The 19081-nt window shown below is 39.1% G+C and carries 17 protein-coding genes; 9 read left to right on the forward strand and 8 right to left on the reverse strand.

Annotated elements, in window-relative coordinates; genetic code table 11:
• Positions 1-32: 32 nt before the first annotated feature.
• The 3 genes from M3O96_RS16350 to M3O96_RS16360 all read right to left on the reverse strand — a co-directional run bounded on the left by M3O96_RS16350 (position 33) and on the right by M3O96_RS16360 (position 2546).
• Positions 33-737 carry a phosphoadenylyl-sulfate reductase gene (locus M3O96_RS16350; protein ID WP_249722334.1) on the reverse strand — a complete coding sequence of 235 codons (705 nt, stop codon included), beginning with the start codon at positions 735-737 and terminating at the stop codon, positions 33-35.
• A gap of 76 nt (positions 738-813) precedes the next feature.
• Positions 814-1230, reverse strand: coding sequence for an RrF2 family transcriptional regulator (locus M3O96_RS16355; RefSeq protein WP_249722336.1), 417 nt, complete (start codon positions 1228-1230; stop codon positions 814-816).
• A 128-nt stretch (positions 1231-1358) separates the two neighbouring features.
• Positions 1359-2546, reverse strand: coding sequence for a polysaccharide pyruvyl transferase family protein (locus tag M3O96_RS16360; protein ID WP_249722337.1), 1188 nt, complete (start codon positions 2544-2546; stop codon positions 1359-1361).
• A 295-nt stretch (positions 2547-2841) separates the two neighbouring features.
• On the opposite strand from M3O96_RS16360, the gene M3O96_RS16365 reads away from it, so the two are divergent.
• The 9 genes from M3O96_RS16365 (at position 2842) to M3O96_RS16405 (ending at position 13376) form a co-directional block, all read left to right on the forward strand.
• Positions 2842-4386: a lipopolysaccharide biosynthesis protein gene (locus M3O96_RS16365; protein ID WP_249722338.1), complete on the forward strand. Its 1545-nt coding sequence runs from the start codon at positions 2842-2844 to the stop codon at positions 4384-4386.
• Positions 4373-5341: a glycosyltransferase family 2 protein gene (locus M3O96_RS16370; RefSeq protein ID WP_249722339.1), complete on the forward strand. Its 969-nt coding sequence runs from the start codon at positions 4373-4375 to the stop codon at positions 5339-5341. Before M3O96_RS16365 ends, M3O96_RS16370 begins: the two co-directional genes overlap by 14 nt.
• Before the next feature lie 5 nt (positions 5342-5346).
• Positions 5347-6408: a glycosyltransferase gene (locus M3O96_RS16375; protein WP_249722340.1), complete on the forward strand. Its 1062-nt coding sequence runs from the start codon at positions 5347-5349 to the stop codon at positions 6406-6408.
• A complete protein-coding gene (locus M3O96_RS16380; RefSeq protein ID WP_249722341.1) occupies positions 6405-7604 on the forward strand; it encodes a glycosyltransferase family 4 protein in 1200 nt (399 codons plus the stop codon). Before M3O96_RS16375 ends, M3O96_RS16380 begins: the two co-directional genes overlap by 4 nt.
• Before the next feature lie 12 nt (positions 7605-7616).
• Positions 7617-8837, forward strand: a complete 1221-nt coding sequence (locus M3O96_RS16385) for an O-antigen ligase family protein (RefSeq protein ID WP_249722342.1) — start codon at positions 7617-7619, stop codon at positions 8835-8837.
• Positions 8834-9823 carry a glycosyltransferase family 4 protein gene (locus tag M3O96_RS16390; RefSeq protein WP_249722343.1) on the forward strand — a complete coding sequence of 330 codons (990 nt, stop codon included), beginning with the start codon at positions 8834-8836 and terminating at the stop codon, positions 9821-9823. Before M3O96_RS16385 ends, M3O96_RS16390 begins: the two co-directional genes overlap by 4 nt.
• A 22-nt stretch (positions 9824-9845) precedes the next feature.
• Positions 9846-11549, forward strand: a complete 1704-nt coding sequence (locus M3O96_RS16395; protein WP_249722344.1) for a right-handed parallel beta-helix repeat-containing protein — start codon at positions 9846-9848, stop codon at positions 11547-11549.
• A complete protein-coding gene (locus M3O96_RS16400; protein ID WP_249722346.1) occupies positions 11549-12481 on the forward strand; it encodes a glycosyltransferase family 2 protein in 933 nt (310 codons plus the stop codon). Before M3O96_RS16395 ends, M3O96_RS16400 begins: the two co-directional genes overlap by 1 nt.
• A 166-nt stretch (positions 12482-12647) precedes the next feature.
• A complete protein-coding gene (locus tag M3O96_RS16405; RefSeq protein ID WP_249722348.1) occupies positions 12648-13376 on the forward strand; it encodes a sugar transferase in 729 nt (242 codons plus the stop codon).
• Positions 13377-13449: 73 nt separating this feature from the next.
• On the opposite strand, the gene M3O96_RS16410 is transcribed toward M3O96_RS16405, so the two are convergent.
• The 5 genes from M3O96_RS16410 to htpG all read right to left on the reverse strand — a co-directional run bounded on the left by M3O96_RS16410 (position 13450) and on the right by htpG (position 18998).
• Positions 13450-14481, reverse strand: coding sequence for a BF3164 family lipoprotein (locus tag M3O96_RS16410; RefSeq protein WP_249722349.1), 1032 nt, complete (start codon positions 14479-14481; stop codon positions 13450-13452).
• A 66-nt stretch (positions 14482-14547) separates the two neighbouring features.
• Complete coding sequence (locus M3O96_RS16415) at positions 14548-14772, reverse strand: hypothetical protein (RefSeq protein WP_249722350.1); 225 nt, start codon at positions 14770-14772, stop codon at positions 14548-14550.
• A gap of 561 nt (positions 14773-15333) precedes the next feature.
• Entirely contained in the window at positions 15334-16374 is a 1041-nt protein-coding gene (locus M3O96_RS16420; RefSeq protein ID WP_249722352.1) for a BF3164 family lipoprotein, read from the reverse strand.
• A gap of 69 nt (positions 16375-16443) precedes the next feature.
• The gene (locus tag M3O96_RS16425) at positions 16444-16626 is read right to left on the reverse strand and encodes a hypothetical protein (RefSeq protein ID WP_249722354.1); all 183 of its coding nucleotides are present in this window, start codon (positions 16624-16626) and stop codon (positions 16444-16446) included.
• Positions 16627-17114: 488 nt separating this feature from the next.
• Positions 17115-18998: a molecular chaperone HtpG gene (gene htpG, locus M3O96_RS16430; protein WP_249722356.1), complete on the reverse strand. Its 1884-nt coding sequence runs from the start codon at positions 18996-18998 to the stop codon at positions 17115-17117.
• Positions 18999-19081 lie beyond the last annotated feature (83 nt).

Here is a 19081-nt window from a genome sequence, read left to right on the forward strand (position 1 = left end):
TGTCTTTTCTCTCGCTTCTCGTCTCTCGCTTCTCACCTAGCGTGTAAGCCACATTCCTTTTTGGAATCCTCCCACCACCACCGTCCTGCACGGGCATCTTCTCCCGGTAGGATGGCTCGCGTACAAGGTGCACAGCCAATGCTGATGAAACCTTTGTCATGAAGAGGATTGTAGGGTACGTGGTTGTTGTTGATGTAGGAAATCATCTCCTCGTAGGTCCAATCCAACAGGGGGTTGAACTTGATGATCTGATTGGCTTCATCCCATTCTAGTTTTTTCATGTCGCATCTGTTGGCACTTTGCTCAGCACGAAGCCCGGTCACCCAGATGCTATTTCCTTGCAGCGCCCTTTTCAATGGCTCGACTTTTCTGACATAGCAGCAGGCTTTGCGGTTTTCGACAGAATCGTAAAATCCATTGATACCTATATCGTCAACCAGGTTTTCGACAGATTCTCTTTCAGGATAGAGGACTTTGATTTTTGTATTGTATTTACTTTCTGTGCGCGCTATCAGGTCTAAAGTTTCGGGAAAAAGCCTTCCGGTATCCAATGAAAATATATGTATGGGGATCATGTTGGTTGTGATCAATTGTGTAATCACCTGATCTTCCTGTCCCAAAGAAGAGGAAAAAACAATTTTGCCGCTGAATTGATCAGCAAGAGATGCCAATCCTTCGATTGGGCTAAGGTTCTCCACCTTTTCAATGAGGTAATCTAAATGGACTTTTAAACTCACAGGATAATACGGCTATAATAGATTAGCAAAAGTATATAAAGTCTATAAATATTATAGGGTAATTAGATAAAAAATTTTATTCTTTATCCAAAATGTCAGCCAAAGACTTGTTTTCCAATACATTGAGCATCTCGTCACGTACTTGAATCATCACTTTATTGAGGCCGCACAGCGCTTCACTCTTGCATTCCACGCAAGGTTCGTAGTAATTGAGGCTGACGCATGGGAGTAGGGCAATTGGCCCGTCAAGCAAACGGATAACTTTAGATAGCGCCACATCTTTAGGGTCTTTGATCAGGTAATATCCGCCCCCTTTTCCTTTTTTGCTGCCGAGGATTCCAGCCTTTTTGAGTTCCAGGAGGATGTTTTCCAAAAATTTATGTGAAATACCGTATTCCTCAGAAATATCATGGATGAGTACGGTCTTTTTGTCACGGTGTTTGCCGAGGTACGTCAGGGCATGAAAAGCATACTTGGTTTTTTTGGACAGCATGGATACAAAAATAGGGTTTTTCTTTTTCCATCAAAGAACTGGTACATTCTGAAAAAATGGGCCACTAATTCCATCTCAAAAAAACAAAACGCTAGCAGGCGCCAAATTTCTGAATTGAATTTCTTTGCTCACTGCAAGATTTTGACCATCTGATCAAATGCCTTTTTCATTTCACTGATCTGAATGTCCCGTTTTTCTTCATAGACTGATTTTGAGATGACAGTGGCTGCAAGAAATTGGGTGTAGATTTCTGAGAAATCAACAGCAAAATTATTTCCTTTTGCGCCCCAGGTATTGAGGTAGGCATCCAGCTTTTCCACTTTAAGTCCCACGTGCGGGACAGCATAACTCAATGCTGTAATGGCACCATGCAAACTTGTCCCGATATAGCATTTGGAATTAGCGATCAGGTACATGATATCCCAAATGTTGTCCGCATCAAAATAGGTAGCAGGGGATATCATTTTCCCTTTGACTGCTTCCAAAGCCAAATGATCGTCATGGTTCAGTGCTTTGCCGATGGGACAAAGACAGATTTTTACATTTTCCCTTTCCTGAATTTTATCTAATTCTGCAGCAATCAAATCCTCTTTGCCAACGGTGGTCTTTTTATTGATCTGGAAAAAAACGTAACTGCCTTTGTTTTCCTTTACATATGACCGAACCTCATTTGTTATTTGTGTCTCCAAAATGGTGACAGGATAAAATTCCGACATCAGGATCGCAGAATCAGGAAATAGTTGGGCGTTTACGCCATTTTCCTTCAGGTTGGATACAGTGGTTTTATCCCTGACAGCGAGATAATCAGCCCGGATTAATTTCTTTTTCAAAAAGTCATACTGCTCAAATTGTGCTTTTTTCAATCCTGAACCTCCAAGTGAATTCAAAATCACTGATTTGACTCCCGGGAAATCTGACTTGGTAAATACAAAGGGTAGGATTGTTTTTCCTCCCAATACCTTTCTGGCGATACCATTCAGGTCGACGATTTTTGAGATACGGATATGGTACCGGTGGATTTTTTGGTAGGTTTTGTTGAGTGCAGCCAACAAAGAATGCCAAGTCACGCCTAAAGCTTCTCCACCAGCTACGATCACATGGACTTTATCGGTTGGATTTTGGCAAGCTTTATAAAATGCCTGCAAGTCTTCGGTAGGAAAACCTCCTTCTTTGGACAGGTCACTTTCAACCAAGCCAAAAAAGTGGAACTCAAAATCGATATTGTAAGTATTGAGTTGTTTTTCAATAATAAGTGGAAACAACAGGTCGCCATAGTTGTACCTGTCAAATGCGCCAATAACCAGTATTTTTTCCATATCCATTATATGTTGCAAAAATTCTACCTTTTTTTGAAATTCTGTGATCTGAACGACTTGATCTTTCACATGATGCGTCGCAAAAGCTCATTGTAGCATCGTCAAAGTGTTTTTTTTGGTATAAAAATTTATTATCATGTGTGATTATAATTATGCCTAGATTTAATGAACAACAATTTCCATAGGCTCTTCTATATTTAATCTGGTGAAAATAAAAGGTATTTGGATGATTTAGCATCCGATTTGCTTCAAGAAGATTAATATCCAATCCAAGTTTTTCATCTTACAGTAAAAAATGGCCGGACCGACATCAGTTAAGAAAATTTTTTCAGGTTCCATGTGGGGCATTGTCGCCAAAATCTTTGATGCCTTGGCCAAGTTCGTGACGATTCCTTTGTTGGTTGGATATTATGGCAAGGGAGACTACGGTTTGATTGCTTTGGCATTTTCGCTCAATGCTTACCTGAGGTTGATGGATTTGGGGATGAACGTAGGCTCCGTGCGGTATTTTGCCATGTGGGAGTCAAAATCCAAGTACAAAAAAATCATGAGGGCTTCAAGGTCCAGCATGGTTTTTTACGGAGGGATTGGATTGATCAATTCACTGATTTTTGTTTTGATGGCCGACTATGGGCCTTCCCTTTTTAATATTTCACAGGAACAGGCACCCATATACCGAATCATGATGTACATCCTAGCGGGAAGTACGGTTTTCAATTGGCTTTCCAATGTGATCATCCAACTCCTGAGTGCCAAGGACGAGCTCGGATTTGTCAACCGAATCACTTTCATCAGCAGCATACTCAATTTTTTGGTGGCTTTGGCAGCCATACAGTTCCAGTGGTCACTCCCGGTATATTTCCTATTTTATACTTTGTCAAATTTGATTGTTTTACCTTTTTATATCCATCGCCTTCGGGTATATCCTATTCCGATCCGGGAATTGCTTTCTCCAAAATGGGACTGGTCTGCATTCAGCCAAATCATCGGCTACAGCATGTCGATATTTGTGATGGGAATTTTTCAGTTTTCTGCCAATGAGCTCCGTCCAATACTTTTGGCAAGGTATGCATCCGGGCTTGAGGTCTTGACCGAATACCGTGTCATCCAGACCATAGCGATGCTTGTTTTGTCTTTTGGAACAATTTTCATGCAGGTATTACTCCCTTCAGCTTCCAAAGTATATGCAGAAAACAACCATCCCAAAATGGAAAAAATGGTCTTCGAGGCCACGAGGTATATCTCTGTATTTTTGACTTTTGTGGTATTTATCCTGATTCTGAATGCTGATAAAATTCTCCTTGTCTATATGGGTGAGGATTATCTCCACCTGACGATTTGGCTCGTCATATGGCTGCTGACGGTTTTGCTTTCGATGCACAATACGCCTGTGGCGAGTCTTGTGCTGTCTTCTGGAAAAACCAGAGCATTGGTTTATTCCTCGGCAATAGGCTGTTTGGTCTCCTTGCCGCTTACCGTTGTATTGGCTCCCGAATTCAATGTCGGTGCCGCGGTGATAGGCTACCTCGCTTATATGGTGATCCAGATCGGATTTTTTTACCTCTATTATATCCCAAAGGTATTGTCGCTCAATAGCCACAACATTTTCTTTGGTGGGTTTTTCCCTTCTCTTTTAGGCGCAGTTATTGCAATGCTGCTTGCACACTACTTCGGAGGGTGGATCCAAATTGAAAATCCTTTTGTAAGTATCCTTGTCAATTCAGCGGTTTTTGTGGTTTTATTCTTAGCCTACCACATCACCTTTGTGGTCAAAGCTGCTGATGTCAGTTATTTAAAGGAAAAATTATTTAACAAAACAGCGACCGATGACATCAACTGATCAGGTAAAGTTTTCCATATGTATCCCTGCTTACAAAAGCAGCTACCTGAAAGAATGCATTCAAAGCATTCTCAATCAGACTTGTCAGGATTTTGAGCTGATCGTTTTAAATGACAATTCTCCGCAACCTGTGGAAGAAATTGTCCTTGAGTTTGATAAAAATAGGATCCGTTATTACAAAAACGAAACCAATGTCGGTGCGGTCAAATTGGTGGACAATTGGAATAAATGCCTCTCCCTTGCCAAAGGGGAATACATCATGATCATGGGCGATGACGATGTTCTGGAGCCTGATTACCTTGCGGAATTTCTTGATTTGATGTCAAAATATCCCGGTCTGCATGTGTACCACTGCAGGAGTCAGATCATCGATGATACGGGAAAAACCCAAATGCTGACTCCAGCTTGTCCATCCTTTGAGTCTGTCTATGATTCCATTTGGCATCGACTGAATCAATACCGCTCGAATTACATTTCGGATTATGTCTATTTGACTTCAGCCCTGCGGGAAAGTGGCGGCTTCTACTATTTACCGCTTGCTTGGGGCACGGACGACATCACCGCATTTATTGCTTCTGCCACTCATGGGATTGCACATAGCAATAAGCCGGTATTCAAATACAGAAGCCATGGAATGTCGATCAGTTCGACGACAAGCAATGATTTGGATAAAATGATTGCAGATGAAGGGTATGCCAAATGGCTAGAAGGATTTCTCCAAAAATCTCCTACCGATGCAGATGCTATAATTCTCCACCGTCATCTGGTTTTGAATCAAAAAAATTACATGCACAAAAGGAAGATTTTCACCTTGAGCAAGGTGATGGTCTCCGATTCATTCAAGAAACTTATTTCGTGGCTGAAAAACCGGTCACGATTCGGACTTTCTGTCAAAGACGTCTTATTGGCATTTGCCAAAAGCCAAAATATGAAAAGGAAGGCCACAAGCCTCTAAACATCATGGAAATCATTTTTAATCCACCGGTCAACAAAGCCAACAAATACATCTCCATCATGGTGGATGCATTGGAGGTGTCCGGGTATAGGGTGCATCCCTTGGATAATTTTTTTTCCGGTTTGAAGCATTTCAATTCAATCAAATTGGTTCATCTCAACTGGTTTGAAAACTTGGATGACACATCTTACACTAAGATGATTTCAAGTTTTATTAAGAAGTCATTGGTTTTGGAAGTGATCAGAATGAGCGGTAAAAAGCTCGTTTGGACGATGCATAATAGGGTTTCCCATGAAAAACAATCAGGGCATCTGAGCAATATCCTTACCAGGAAGCTAATCAGATATTCCCATGCTATCATTATTCATTGTAGCCAATCGAGGGATTTACTTCTTGAAATCCATCCTTCATTAGCATCTAAAATCCATTACTTGCCACATCCTGATTTTATAGAAAGTTATGGTCCTGTGGTGAAAGAAAATGATCAAAATGGGGCGCTGAAACTGCTTTTTCTTGGAGCAATCAAGCCTTATAAAAATATCGAACTACTGATCAAAACAGCCGGACATCTGGAAGATAAAGTTGAATTGACCATTGCCGGCAATTCAAAATCCGAAGATTATAAAAAACATCTGTCCCGGTTTGCAGGGATTTTCAACAATATCAAATTGAAATTGGAATTCATTCCTGACAAAGACATTCCCAAATTAATCAGGGGATGTGACTTATTGGTTTTACCTTATGCCCTCAATAGTAGCCTGAATTCCGGAACGGTACTCCTGGCTTTTTCTTACGGAAAAACAGTGATCTGTCCCGAGATTGGAACATTGGCTGATATGAAGGAAGTTGGGTCTCAATTTTTATCCTATGACTATGAGTCAGAAGAAGAACATGCCACTAAGCTCAATAAAATGATGGAAACTGCTTTTTTTCTGAAAAAGTCAGATCCCGAAATTTTCAGAAATATGGGTGCCAAGATGTTCCAATACGTCAAGGACAATCATAGCAAAAAAATGGTTACTGAAGGTTTGAAGCAAGTCTACCAGGCTGTATTAAAGAGAAAATGAAAGTCCTTTATATCAATACGCTGTATAGTCCTTATATCCGAGGTGGAGCAGAGCTTTCACTGAAGCTTTTGGTAGAGGGCATGCAGGCAAAAGGGCATGAGGTGGTGGTATTGAGTATGGTGCCGGAGCAAGGACTGAAAGTTGATTTTGAGAATGGAGTGAAAGTATATCGGGCAGGGTTGAAAAATTTTTATTGGCCCTATTCTGAAAAAAAGCATCCAACGGCAAACCGGATGGCTTGGCACTTTCGGGACAGTTACAATGCAGGAATGAAAAGTTATGTAGCTGAGGTATTGGAAAAAGAAAAACCGGATCTGGTTTCTTGTCACAACCTCGCCGGTTGGTCGGTAGCAGTATATGATGAAATTCAAAAATTTGGGGTACCCATCATCCAAGTACTGCATGATTTATATTTGCTGTGTGCCAATAGCAACATGTACAAAGGAGATTCTCCCTGCGACAAGATCTGCCTCAGTTGTAAAATTTTGAGGATCAATCATCAAAAGCAATCGTTAAAAGTGACGGCTGTTGTGGGAATCAGCAAGAGCATCCTTGGCCGCTTTGAACAGCAAGGTTATTTTGCAAATGCACAAAAGTATGTGATCCACAACACGAGATCCATTCCCGATCCTGGACCAAAAGAAAAAAGGATTGGTAATATAAAACTCAGGATCGGATACCTTGGCACTTTATCCCAAATCAAAGGAATAGAATGGTTGATGGCCGAATTTCAACACTCCAAGATTAACGCTTCGTTGCTTATCGCGGGAAAGGGAAAATCAGAATATGAAGATTTTCTCCAAACCAAAGTGAATGATTTAAGGATCCAATTTTTAGGACAAGTAGTTCCTGCCGAATTTTTTAAGGAGATCGATGTATTGGTAGTGCCCTCACTTTGGGAGGAACCTCTAGGGATGGTGGCGATTGAGGCACTTGCACACCATATTCCTGTCATTGCCAATAGGGCAGGGGGGCTAAAGGAAACGGTTATCGATGGCGTTAACGGTTTGTTTTGCGAAGCAAAAAACCCAAATTCATTGGGCAATGCGATGGAAAAACTGAGTTCGGATGCGGACCTCTATAACTGGCTAAGTGGGAATGCAAGAGATTCTGTGTCTGAAATCTTGGATGGGAATAGGTTGATCCAAGCCTATGAAAAGGTCATGGAAAATGCCATCAAAACCAAGAGAACCTAATTTGTTGAACTGATGGAAGAAAACTTGGATAAGAGGCAATACGATAATCTCAGAACTTTTGGTTTTGACATTGGAGCTGTAAGGCCTTCTGAGATCCTGTTTTGCTTTGCTATCCTATCAGTTTTTATCCCCATCAAAATTTATCCGGTCGTTTTTTTGGTCAGTGCATTGGCTTTCTATTTTGATACAGCAAAATTGGATTTTCCAAAATGGTCCATTTTCCTTACTGTTTTTGGATTGTTTGCATTGATCAGCTTTATCGCCGTCTATGATACTGAAACTTCCAGATTGACCAATATCATCAAGCTTCTGGTGAATTTTGTTTTTCTGTATTTTGCTGTCACTTGGATTTCCCGGCGGGATAACCAAAGGTTGATCAAATCCCTTGACCTCATCCTCCATTTGATCTTTATCCTTGTCTTTTTGCAATTGCTCTATTACCATCAGGCATTGGATTTCCGATTAATTGGCGGAAGTACTTCATCGGGACAGGCAAGCATGCTGTACAACAAAGACCTGTACATCTGGGGAGTGGATGACAAAAACATGTTTGGGGCTCGTATCGCCATGATCGGATTTCCATACATTTTGATTCCATTAGTTCAAAAAAACAGGGTCGCCATCCTGCGGATCATCTTCATTTTTGGATTGGGTTACCTGTCTATGTCCCGCACTCCGATTGTTGCATTGATCATTGGTTGCGGGTATTTGTTATGGATTTCATCTCACAACTGGATGAGAATTGCAATGATCGTTTTTGTGGTTGCAGCCTTTCCTTTCGTCCTGCAAAAAATAATCCGTATAGACCAACTCACTTCCTCCAATGACGGAATGGGGACGAGGTTGGTATATTGGAAAGCATTCTTCCAAAACTTGAGGGAGATCCCTATTTGGGGAATAGGCTTTGAAAAAGCGCCGGAATTCATGCAACAGTATTCTGAGTTTTATAGGGGCGAACCACATATCCACAACACTTTCTTGAATTCCTATCTGGAGTTGGGAATAGTAGGGCTTTTGTCCTTTGCCTCTTTCCTTTTTTACTTTGTTCAGGCTTGTTTTAAAAAAATGGCAAACACACATTTTTGGATCATGGTCTTTTTGCCATTGATTGCGATCATGATGATTCTGTATTCAGGCTATGACAATGACATCATTCTTTACTTAGCACTCGTTTATCTGTTGGGAACTAGCGGTTCTGTCAATTTTAAGGAAACAAAACTTTCCCTGATATGAAAACCAAAAGCGTATTGATAGACGGAAGGTGGGCAGGAGATACCGGCATTGGTAGGCTATACAAGGAAGTGATGGCTTTGACTCCGGCTGAGGCGGATTGTAGTTTTGTGCAAAGCAACATGGGATTGGGAAGTCTTTTCTCACCTTTGATGCTGGCCAATGAGATCAGAAATTCAACTGTGGATATTTTCTACAGTCCATCATTTATGCCACCACTTTTTTCCAAAGTCCCATTCATTTTTACCATCCATGATTTGATGCATCTTTTTTACTATTCTAAGTTGCATGGGATTTATTACCGCCAAGTCATTGCGAGGCTAGCTTCAAAAGCAAAGCATATCATCACGGTATCCCACTATAGTAAACAGCAATTGATTGACCTTCTTGGAATCAGAGAGGAAATCATATCCGTGATCTATAATGGCGTGGATGCTTCATTTCTAAGTAATTCAGAGGAAATCTCTCTTGGCAGACCTTATTTTCTATATGTAGGAAACCGCAGAAAAAACAAAAATATCCCGGCCATGATGGCTGCTTTTGCAGCCGCAGATATCCCCGAAGAGTTTGTTTTCGCGTTGTCCGGCAAGCCTGATGAAGGTTTGGATTTGTTGATAAAAAAGCTGGGGATTGAAAAAAGGGTACGGTTTTTAGGGTTTATACCTGAAAATGAACTTCCCAAGTATTACAAAGGAGCCTATGCCACATTGTTTGTTTCCTTGATGGAAGGCTTCGGGCTTCCCTTGATTGAGTCGATGGCATCCCGGACTCCGGTGCTGACTTCTTCGGGAAGTGCTTTGTCTGAGGTAGCGGGTGGTGCTGCACTTTGTGTCGATCCCTTATCTGTGGAGGCCATGAAATCAGGGATAGAGCAAATGGTAAATGACCGGATTTTCTATCAAAAATGTGTGGAAAAAGGCTTTGAGAGGGCAGGGCAGTTCTCATGGGAGACTACTGCCCAAAAGACCTGGGATCTCATACTTTCTTAAGTGAAATTCAAAAAATATTGAAATGGGTACTAAAATACGACATGTAATTTTTTTCATGCTGCTTTCCGTTCTGGTTTTTCCTGCGAAAAGTTGGGGGTTGCAAAGCGGAAAAATTATCAACGTAAAAGATTTTCAAGCATTGGGAGACGGTATGACCAATGATACACAAGCGATTCAGGAGGCAATTAGAAGTGGCTCTCCGGGTGATACAGTGCTGATTCCTGAGGGTATATTTTTGGTGAAAACGATCGGTTTAAAATCGGGAGTACATTTAAAGAGTCTGGGAATTCTCAGACAACAGGTTGATATTTTAGAGGAATTTTCTCAATCCAAACAGAACTCTTCGGCCCCAATCATTAGAGGAAAAGATGTATCTGATATTCACCTCATCCTGCGTTTGGAATCTCAAAATGAAGGGATTTACCTGACGGGCAGCAGCAATATCAGCATTGACAAATCGGAATTTAAAGGAGATGGAACTAGCCTCAGGTCATTTGCAGGCATCTTGCTTTACAAGTGTCAAATGGTTTCTATCCAGGAAACAAAAGTGAGCCATTATGGAATCCCGAGACTGCAGACCCATACCTACCAACCGGGAACCGGTATCAGGATTCTTGAAAGTGAAAACATAATCATCGATAATTCAAATATTCAATACAATGGGGAGAACGGGGTTTTTATCCATTATAGTAAGGATATTTCAGTTTTGAATTCAGTTTTTCGGTTTAATGGAATGAGTGCGATCCAAGTGGCATTTGGGAATAGTGGCATAGAAAAAAATTATTCTTTCATCAACAACCTCATGGAAGACAATGCTGCAGATGCCATTGATATCAACAACCGTTCAGAAAAGCCATATTGGGATATCAATTGCTTGATCGAGGAAAATACTTCCAAGAGAAATGGTTTTGTCAGTGGGAAATCAACTCCGGACGGTTCGGGAATTGCGACATTGATCAATGTGTCCGGCGTTAGGATGATTAACAATACAGCAGAAAAAAATAACAGACCTGCCCTTTACATCGAAAATTGTGGTGAGATCTATGCAGAGAGTAATAAAGCTGACAATCAGGTGGAGCTTGTATTGGGGCTAGGTCATTTGAATTTGGTAAGCAACGAATTTGGGAACCTTAATCTCTTGGCAAATGTGAGGGCCAAAAAAATTTCCCTACAAAAGAACAGATTGAATAATATTTCCATGCCAAATGGTGTGGAGGTTGATTCTCTATTGGTGATGGACAATGAGATCACCAATGGCATGATGAATTTTAATTTGGTAGGCAATGTGAGTTTTATCGGAAATAAAATCAGCAGTGAATCTGAAAATCCTGTTTTTCTTGTAGTCAAAGCAAGCAGTATTTCTATAGGAAGAAATGAAATCAGCAGCCTAAGATCAAATGCTATATTGGTTCAAAAAACAGCTCAGCATGTTTCCATTACCAACAATGCTATCCAATCTATCAACAGCTGTATTGTCGATAATGGGGCTGAAAATCTTCAGATTTCAGGCAATAAACTCATGTCCCTAGCAGGAGGCAAAACGAGGTTCACCTTGGAAAGTAATAATCCCAATAATCTTTTTCTTTCTGGAAACGAACATGTGGGTGTAGGGAAAATCCAGGCGGTAATATTCAGAGGAAAAGGAACTGCTTCTGTAGAAGGGGAAAAATTCACCCAAGGAGTCCCTCAGTATGGGGAAATCAGAATAATTAACAAGGGAATGTGATGGAGCTTAAGACGAAAATCAACCTTTACATCCCTACTTTGAACGCCGGGTCTTTGTGGCCTGCTGTGTTGGAAGGGATCATTTCTCAGACGGTGGAAATTGAAAAGAAAATCATTATAGACTCAGGTTCGACTGATGATACCTTGTCAAGTCCATATATCAGGGAATTTGAGATCCTTAAGGTTGATAAAAATGATTTTGACCATGGAGGAACTCGGCAACTTGCAGTGGAAACTTTTCCTAATGCTGACTTTTACGTCTTTCTGACCCAAGATGCGATTCTTGCCCATCCGGATGCCATCGCCAATCTTGTAAAGCACTTTGAATCTAATCCGGCATTAGGTATGGTCTATGGCCGGCAACTACCGCACAAGGGAGCAAAAGAATTGGAAGCACATGCCCGGATCTTTAATTATCCTTCCACTTCGCAAACGAGAGGAATGGAAGATGCTACCAAGTATGGTATCAAGACCATTTCCTGTTCCAATTCATTTGCGGCATACAGAAGAACAGCTTTCGAAGTGGCAGGCGGGTTTCCTTCCGGATCTATCTTGGGGGAAGATGTAATCATCGCAGGACAGATGTTGCTCAAAGGTTGGAGAAAAGGTTATATAGCGGATGCGCAAGTTTACCATTCCCATGATTATAGCCTCAAAGAAGAATTCAAGCGCTATTTTGACATCGGTGTATTCCATGCGGACAACAAATGGATTTTTGACCACTTTGGCCGGGCCGAAAGTGAGGGAATGAAATACCTGAAATCCGAGATATCCTATCTGCTCAAGCACAACTGGCTATTGTTACCAAAGTCTGGATGCTCTTTATTGGCAAAATGGCTTGGGTACAAAGCCGGCTTGCTTCATGACCAAATTCCCCTTCATTTCAATCAATCTTTTTCCATGCACAGGAGGTTTTGGAACCCTTCAAAGTAGGGTAATCTTCCCAAATTTTTAATCCCCAATCCTTCCCCATTTTGGGGAATAATTCCCCAATTTTTTTGGATGAAATCAATAAAATAGCCCTTTTATAAGAGAATAAGCAGGTTTATCCCTTGGCATGGAACTTGGATATTGTGATATACTAAAATTAGCCAACTATATGAATCGCAATAATCAACAAACTGAAATCACATATAACAAGGGATACGAGGAGAGTTCTTTTATCCCAAGTTTATTATCCTTTACGGATATGATCTTTTTGAGAGATCAGTCCCAAACCAAGACTTTCAAAGAAGAAATTGATGCTACTGCCAAAGTAATCAAAAGGGCATTTGATATCGCATTTTCTTTTTCAGTTCTGGTACTCGGTTTACCGGTTTACTTCACTTTGATGATGATCACCAAAATCACTTCTAAAGGTCCAGTTTTCTACAAGCAAGAAAGAATCGGTGAAAATGGCGTTCCGTTTGACATTGTGAAGTTTAGAAGCATGTATGTAGATGCTGAGAAATTGGGTGTTCAGACTACCACTGAAAACGATCCAAGAATCACCAAGTGGGGTAATTTCATGAGAAAAACTCACTTGGATGAGATTCCACAATTTTGGAATGTATTGAAAGGAGACATGTCTATAGTAGGTCCAAGACCAGAGAGACAATTTTTCATCAATCAGATTGTAAGAAAAGCACCGGCTTTTAGAAAGCTACAAGCCATCAAACCGGGTATCACTTCAATCGGTCAGATTAATTACGGGTATGCTGAGACCGTTGACGAAATGTGTGAAAGGATGACTTATGATTTGCAATACCTTGAAGAGGTAAATATCCTCACTGACCTTAATATCATCATGGATACTGTGAAAACAATGGTATTGGGAAAAGGAAAGTAATCAATCTCTGAAAATCAACTAAACATAAAACCCCTTAATTGGGGTTTTTTTGTTCCATAAGGTTTGATACATCTTAAATTAAGCTAAACTTTAATAAGGCATATTCAAATTCCTCAATATTTCTTGTAAGCCCAAAAATTAATTGGTCATTTAAAACAGTTAGATCAAAAATTCCTGTTTCTAGTATTATTTTTTTTTCAAATGTACCGTTATGGCTAAAAACATAGATTGTTTTTGATGGATTTTCAAACGTATCATCCCTTCCATAATAAAGAGCATATATAAAACGCTCGGTTATGCATATTGAACCATAATAAATATTCTTCCCAAGTAAAGGCAAAACAGGTAATGGGTCAGGTCCTGAAATTGATATCCAATCGTTGGATTTGTAATTAAAAATTTCTATTAAGGGGACATTATAGTAGGAAAGTGCAAATATGTCATCATAGTTTATAAGTTTAGTAAAGCCTATGATTTCCCCTAATTCAGCTTTTGGAATTTGCGGATAATAGTTTTGAAAATCTGGAAACTTCCCGTATGATTTTTTATTTTCGGTATCCAAATCTTTTGAGAATAAACTATAATTATTGTTATTTGAGTTTGTAAAAAATAATTTTTTATTTTTTATTGCAACACTGTTGCTATTTACGTCAGATCCTAGCTTTATTTCATTTAAGTAGGAATTATTTATTAAAATGGAATCGATGGAAAATTCAACTGTTTTTTTCTGTTCAGCATCATATATTCCAAAAATTCCTATTCCAGATTGAAAAAGCTTCCAGGGTACCTCAATTTCTCCAGGACCGAAACCTTTCTTACCAAAATTTCCTAAATACTTATAATTTGGTAATCCAACTAAATGAAAAACATTTTTGGATTGAATATCGGTAATGGCTAAAATATCCTGATCAATTAGTAGAAGAGTTGTCGGTCTAATTAGAGAATCAGAAATATTTTTAATAATTTCTCCTTTAAGAGTTAATTCTGATTTTAAATTCTTATCTGAGAATTGAATAATCGCATCTTTATATATTGATTTTTCACTTGGGGTTGTGCAAGAAAATGCTAAAATAGAAAACACAAGAATTTTTATATTTATTTTCATATGAATTGTTTAATTGGATTAAATTTTAAGGCGACAGATAATTATCTGTCGCCTTATGGGAATTATTTACTTTTTTGTCATGTAATGACACAACACCGTAATTTCATGACCGTTTATGTCTTTTGCGGCAATGCTACAAACTCTAAAATCATCAGTTTCGCAAGAATCAGCACAAGAAGTTCCTCCTGCCACACTTTGATCTTGTGCGACAAGTCCAAAATTAATTGCCACTGCAACTAATAATGAAAGAGCTGCAAGCTTCATTTTAAAATTAAATTTCTGATTTTTCATTTTTTTTGAATTTTTGGGTTGATAATAAATTTAAACTACTGTTAGGAATTAAAAATTGTCGACAAAACTAATTCTTGGTCTAAGGTAAAAAAAAAAAAATGATAAAATCAATGAGTTAGGTGAATAAATAACTAGAAAAATCATTACTTATATTGATAAGTATCATTTACATTATTAATGTCTAAATTATAAATCAAAATAAGCCCTTGAAAACCGGAATTTCCAAGGGCTTAATTGTTTTTTGAGGTTTTTGAAAACCTTGAAGAATTGAATTTGTCAAAAGTTGAAATATCAAAATTTAAAACGCTTTCACTTTTCCAATCAGCAAAATGATTTTTAAACAAATGGAAATTGTCAAGAAGGCTTATTATTTCAATTTATACTTATACAGGTTGGCTTGACCATCGTCAACAGATCCGATCAAATAGTCATCATTTTGAGAAACTGAAATTAAATTCAGCTGTTGATCCAATTACAAAACTTTGATTGGATTACCATCCCAATCATGAATAGGCGACTGGAATTATGCTTTTCTAAATTTTACTTTAAATTAATAGTTTTCTATTTTAAATCGATTTTGAAAATATTGGTTTTACCATCATCCAAATAACCGATTAAATACTCATCATTTTCTGAGGCAGCTATAAGAGTTAAAGGAGAATTTATTTCAATAGTTTTTTGGAGATTTCCCTCCCAGTCAAATACCAGGATTTCATTACTTTCTGTTCCTCTTTTTGCTTGAGTTTTACCAGAAAATAGGACGTAAATGAAATTTCCAGAAACTGTTGTACTCAAGCATCCATATTTATTGTCTTCCTTCATTCTGGCCTGTACAAAACCTCCCGCTTCTCCTTCAAATGAGGGTGGCCAAAAGTGTTTTTCTGTTATTTGATTTATAACACCATCTTCCCCAAATTTAACTATATCGAAATTGAAAGAATTTCGTGAAGTTGATACAACCCAAGGTTTTGAAAGGTGAACCAATAAATCACCTTGGAAAGCCATAGCCAAAGCCTCATGAGGATATTCCTTCAGCTTCTCCTCAAACGGATACCTACCCATTAAATTTATGATTCTATTATCCTCTATTTCGGATATAGCAAACCTGCTTTGGAAAAGGCCGGTGCCTACAATTTTATTTTGATTTATTCTTACAAATTTTTGATAGTTGAAATCAAATTTACCATTCACCGGAAAACAGGAATCTTTGAGAATTCCGTTTGTTTTATCTAAATGAAATTCTAAGTAAGAAAAGCTTTTTCGGTTATTAATTCCGATCTTTTGTTTTTCACCCACGATCCTTTGTACAGAAGATGGAAATTGAATCTCACATGGACCTTCACCGATTTTTCCAAACTTGCCAATGAGCTTTTGGCTTTCTATATCAAACACCTTAAAATGGAATTCTTGGTCGGGATCAGTAACTATCAAGTGATTTTCTAGAATTAACAAATCAAATGCTCGGGTTACCTCATCGCTAAAAGGTAAAAGTTCGATCTCCCTTTTTTCAAATTTTTGTGAATCATTAAATTGGCTTCTTTTTTCTCCTGAGCACCCTCCAATAATTATTGGCATTAGAAGCAAAAGTAATTTGGGTTTCATGATTTTGGTTAATTTATGTGCATAAAATGTAAAAAAGGCTATCAATTGGATAGCCTTTAAAATTGTTCTCTATTCTATACCTTCGGGACATGGTTTTTCTACTCCATAAAATATATGAACAGTATTACCTATCATTACTCTGTGGCATTCATCCGAACCTGTTTCACATACTGTGCAACCTGCCGCAAAAATGTCAGAAGGTATTGAAACCGAAAACAAAATTGCTGAAATAATCATCATTAACTTTTTCATTTTTTTAAATTTTTAAGATTGAAAATTGATTTTATTACTGATTTGAATTAAAAATTGTCGACAAAACTAATTCTTGATCTAATGTAAAAAAAAAAAAAAAATGGTAAAAGCAATAGATTATTTACTTTGATGTTAGTAAAAATTTTTAAATCGCTGATTTTCAGTAGTAAAAAATATTAAACTCTTAATAATAAATTTAAAAAGCCTTTGGAAAACCGGATTTTCCAAGGGCTTGATTGTTCTTTGATGTTTCTGAAAACCTCGAAGAATTGAAAGTATCAGAAACCTTTGAGGTTTTGAAAATCAGCTTGTTAATGGATCAGAAAACAAAAAACCCTCGAGGTTTTGAAAAAAACCTCAAGGGTTTGGGGGTTGAACCTTCGAGGTCTTTGAGACCTCGAAGGTTTAATGATAAAATATGCTAATATTGGATTGTAAAATGTCAGAAAACCCTTGAGGTTTAGAAAAAAACCTCAAGGGTTCTAAGATTATATCAATTCCACACTTCGCTTCACAAAGGCAGTCAGGTCTTTGCCGGTAAGCATGCCTTGTGAAAGCAAAGCTAAATCAAAGGCTTGCTTGGCAAGCTTTGTCTGCGCTTCTTCATCCTCGGTTTTGAGGAGTTTGTCGATCACAGGGTGGTTGCCGTTGATGGCTACTTTGTAGTTGTCGGGAAGTGAACCGTAGAAGCTCATTCCGCCGCCCATCTGCGCCATGTCTTTCATCCTGCGCATAAACTCATCCATCGTCACCGTCACAGGCATTTCCTCAGGACTGAGTCCAGCCACATCCACGCTGTAGGTGGCGTTGGAGATTGCTTTTTCGAAGATTTCCTTCACCTTCTTGGATTGGTCTTCGGTAAGGAGGTTGGCATAGGAATCGTCCTTCTCGATCAGCTTCTCAGCAACATCCGCATCTACACGCTTCAGTTGGGTTTTTTCTTCCTTCATCTCCAGGTGTTGGATGAAGTGGCTGTCGATCGGAGAGTCCATCACCAGGACATCGTAATCCTTTTTATTGGCAGATTGGATAAATCCGTCCTGCTTGTTGACATCAGTGGCGTAGAGATAGACAGTTTGGTCATTTTTGTCTGTCTGAATCGCCTTGACTTTTTCTTTGTATTCAGGCAAAGTGAAAAATTCGCCTTTGGTATTTTTGAGCAAAGCGAAATCTTTTCCTTTTTCGGCAAATTTGTCTTCGCTGATCATGCCATACTTGACAAAAAGGCCGATGTCATTCCACTTTTCTTCGTAGACTTTTCGGTCTTTTTTGAAAAGTTCTCCAAGCTTGTCTGCTACTTTTTTGGTGATATAGCTGTTGATTTTCTTCACATTGCTATCCGCCTGCAGGAAGCTTCGGGACACGTTAAGCGGAATATCCGGTGAGTCAATCACCCCATGTAGCAACATCAAAAACTCAGGAACAATGTCTTTCACTTCATCTGTGATAAACACCTGTCGGCTGAAAAGCTTGATTTTGTTTTTCTGCATTTCGAAGTCGTTTTTGACTTTGGGGAAATACAGCACGCCTGTCAGGTTGAAAGGATAATCCACATTCAGGTGAATCCAAAAAAGCGGATCCTCGCCCATTGGATAAAGTTCCTTATAGAATGAAAGGTAATCCTCTTCTTTCAGGTCATTTGGTGACTTGGTCCAGATCGGGGCAGTGGTATTGATGATGTTATCTGTTTCGACAGACTTCCATTTCTTTTTGCCTTCGGCATCTTCACCGTCTTCTACAGAATCTGTTTTTGTACCAAACTTGATCGGAACAGGAAGGAATTTGCAGTATTTGTCGAGGATGCCCTGAAGCTTCCATTTGTCCAAAAATTCTTCAGAATCTGCATTGATAAACAAAGTGACTTCGGTTCCCCTTTCGGTTCTGTCCCCTGCGCTGATTTCAAATTCAGTGCTGCCGTCACAGGTCCAGCGTGCCGCTGCAGAGCCTTCCTGATAGGAAAGGGTATTGATTTCCACTTTGTCGGCCACCATAAATGCGGAGTAGAAACCCAAACCAAACTTACCGATAATCTCATTGGCATCTTTGGCATCTTTGAATTTTTCCACAAACTCAGCCGCACCGGAGAAAGCAATCTGATTGATATACTTTTTGATTTCCTCGGCTGTCATACCAAGGCCACGGTCAGTGATGGTGATGGTTTTTTTTTCTTTGTCAAAAGCCACTTCGACAGTGATGTCGCCGAGTTCGCCGTTGTATTGGCCCAAAGTCGCCAATCTTTTGATTTTCTGTGTGGCATCTACCGCATTGGAAACCAATTCACGGAGGAAGATTTCATTGTCAGAGTATAAAAACTTCTTGATGATCGGGAAGATATTCTCGGTATGTATCGAGATGGTACCTTTTTCCTGCATAGCTATTTTTTTTTAGTGAATACAATATTGATACAATTGCCTTATCAAGGCCTGTTCCAATTAGGTAGAAATGTCATTTTGGC

This window comes from Aquiflexum sp. TKW24L, assembly GCF_023502205.1.
Lineage (GTDB): Bacteria > Bacteroidota > Bacteroidia > Cytophagales > Cyclobacteriaceae > Cognataquiflexum.

Bases quoted from the DNA above. Each gene is read 5' to 3' on its own strand.
- M3O96_RS16385 (WP_249722342.1), top strand. From the start codon at position 7,617: ATGGAAGAAAACTTGGATAAGAGGCAATACGATAATCTCAGAACTTTT.
- M3O96_RS16375 (WP_249722340.1), top strand. From the start codon at position 5,347: ATGGAAATCATTTTTAATCCACCGGTCAACAAAGCCAACAAATACATC.
- M3O96_RS16355 (WP_249722336.1), bottom strand. From the start codon at position 1,230: ATGCTGTCCAAAAAAACCAAGTATGCTTTTCATGCCCTGACGTACCTC.
- M3O96_RS16365 (WP_249722338.1), top strand. From the start codon at position 2,842: ATGGCCGGACCGACATCAGTTAAGAAAATTTTTTCAGGTTCCATGTGG.
- M3O96_RS16405 (WP_249722348.1), top strand. From the start codon at position 12,648: ATGAATCGCAATAATCAACAAACTGAAATCACATATAACAAGGGATAC.
- M3O96_RS16395 (WP_249722344.1), top strand. From the start codon at position 9,846: ATGGGTACTAAAATACGACATGTAATTTTTTTCATGCTGCTTTCCGTT.
- M3O96_RS16425 (WP_249722354.1), bottom strand. From the start codon at position 16,626: ATGAAAAAGTTAATGATGATTATTTCAGCAATTTTGTTTTCGGTTTCA.
- M3O96_RS16360 (WP_249722337.1), bottom strand. From the start codon at position 2,546: ATGGAAAAAATACTGGTTATTGGCGCATTTGACAGGTACAACTATGGC.
- htpG (WP_249722356.1), bottom strand. From the start codon at position 18,998: ATGCAGGAAAAAGGTACCATCTCGATACATACCGAGAATATCTTCCCG.
- M3O96_RS16390 (WP_249722343.1), top strand. From the start codon at position 8,834: ATGAAAACCAAAAGCGTATTGATAGACGGAAGGTGGGCAGGAGATACC.
- M3O96_RS16420 (WP_249722352.1), bottom strand. From the start codon at position 16,374: ATGAAACCCAAATTACTTTTGCTTCTAATGCCAATAATTATTGGAGGG.
- M3O96_RS16380 (WP_249722341.1), top strand. From the start codon at position 6,405: ATGAAAGTCCTTTATATCAATACGCTGTATAGTCCTTATATCCGAGGT.
- M3O96_RS16415 (WP_249722350.1), bottom strand. From the start codon at position 14,772: ATGAAAAATCAGAAATTTAATTTTAAAATGAAGCTTGCAGCTCTTTCA.
- M3O96_RS16400 (WP_249722346.1), top strand. From the start codon at position 11,549: ATGGAGCTTAAGACGAAAATCAACCTTTACATCCCTACTTTGAACGCC.
- M3O96_RS16410 (WP_249722349.1), bottom strand. From the start codon at position 14,481: ATGAAAATAAATATAAAAATTCTTGTGTTTTCTATTTTAGCATTTTCT.
- M3O96_RS16370 (WP_249722339.1), top strand. From the start codon at position 4,373: ATGACATCAACTGATCAGGTAAAGTTTTCCATATGTATCCCTGCTTAC.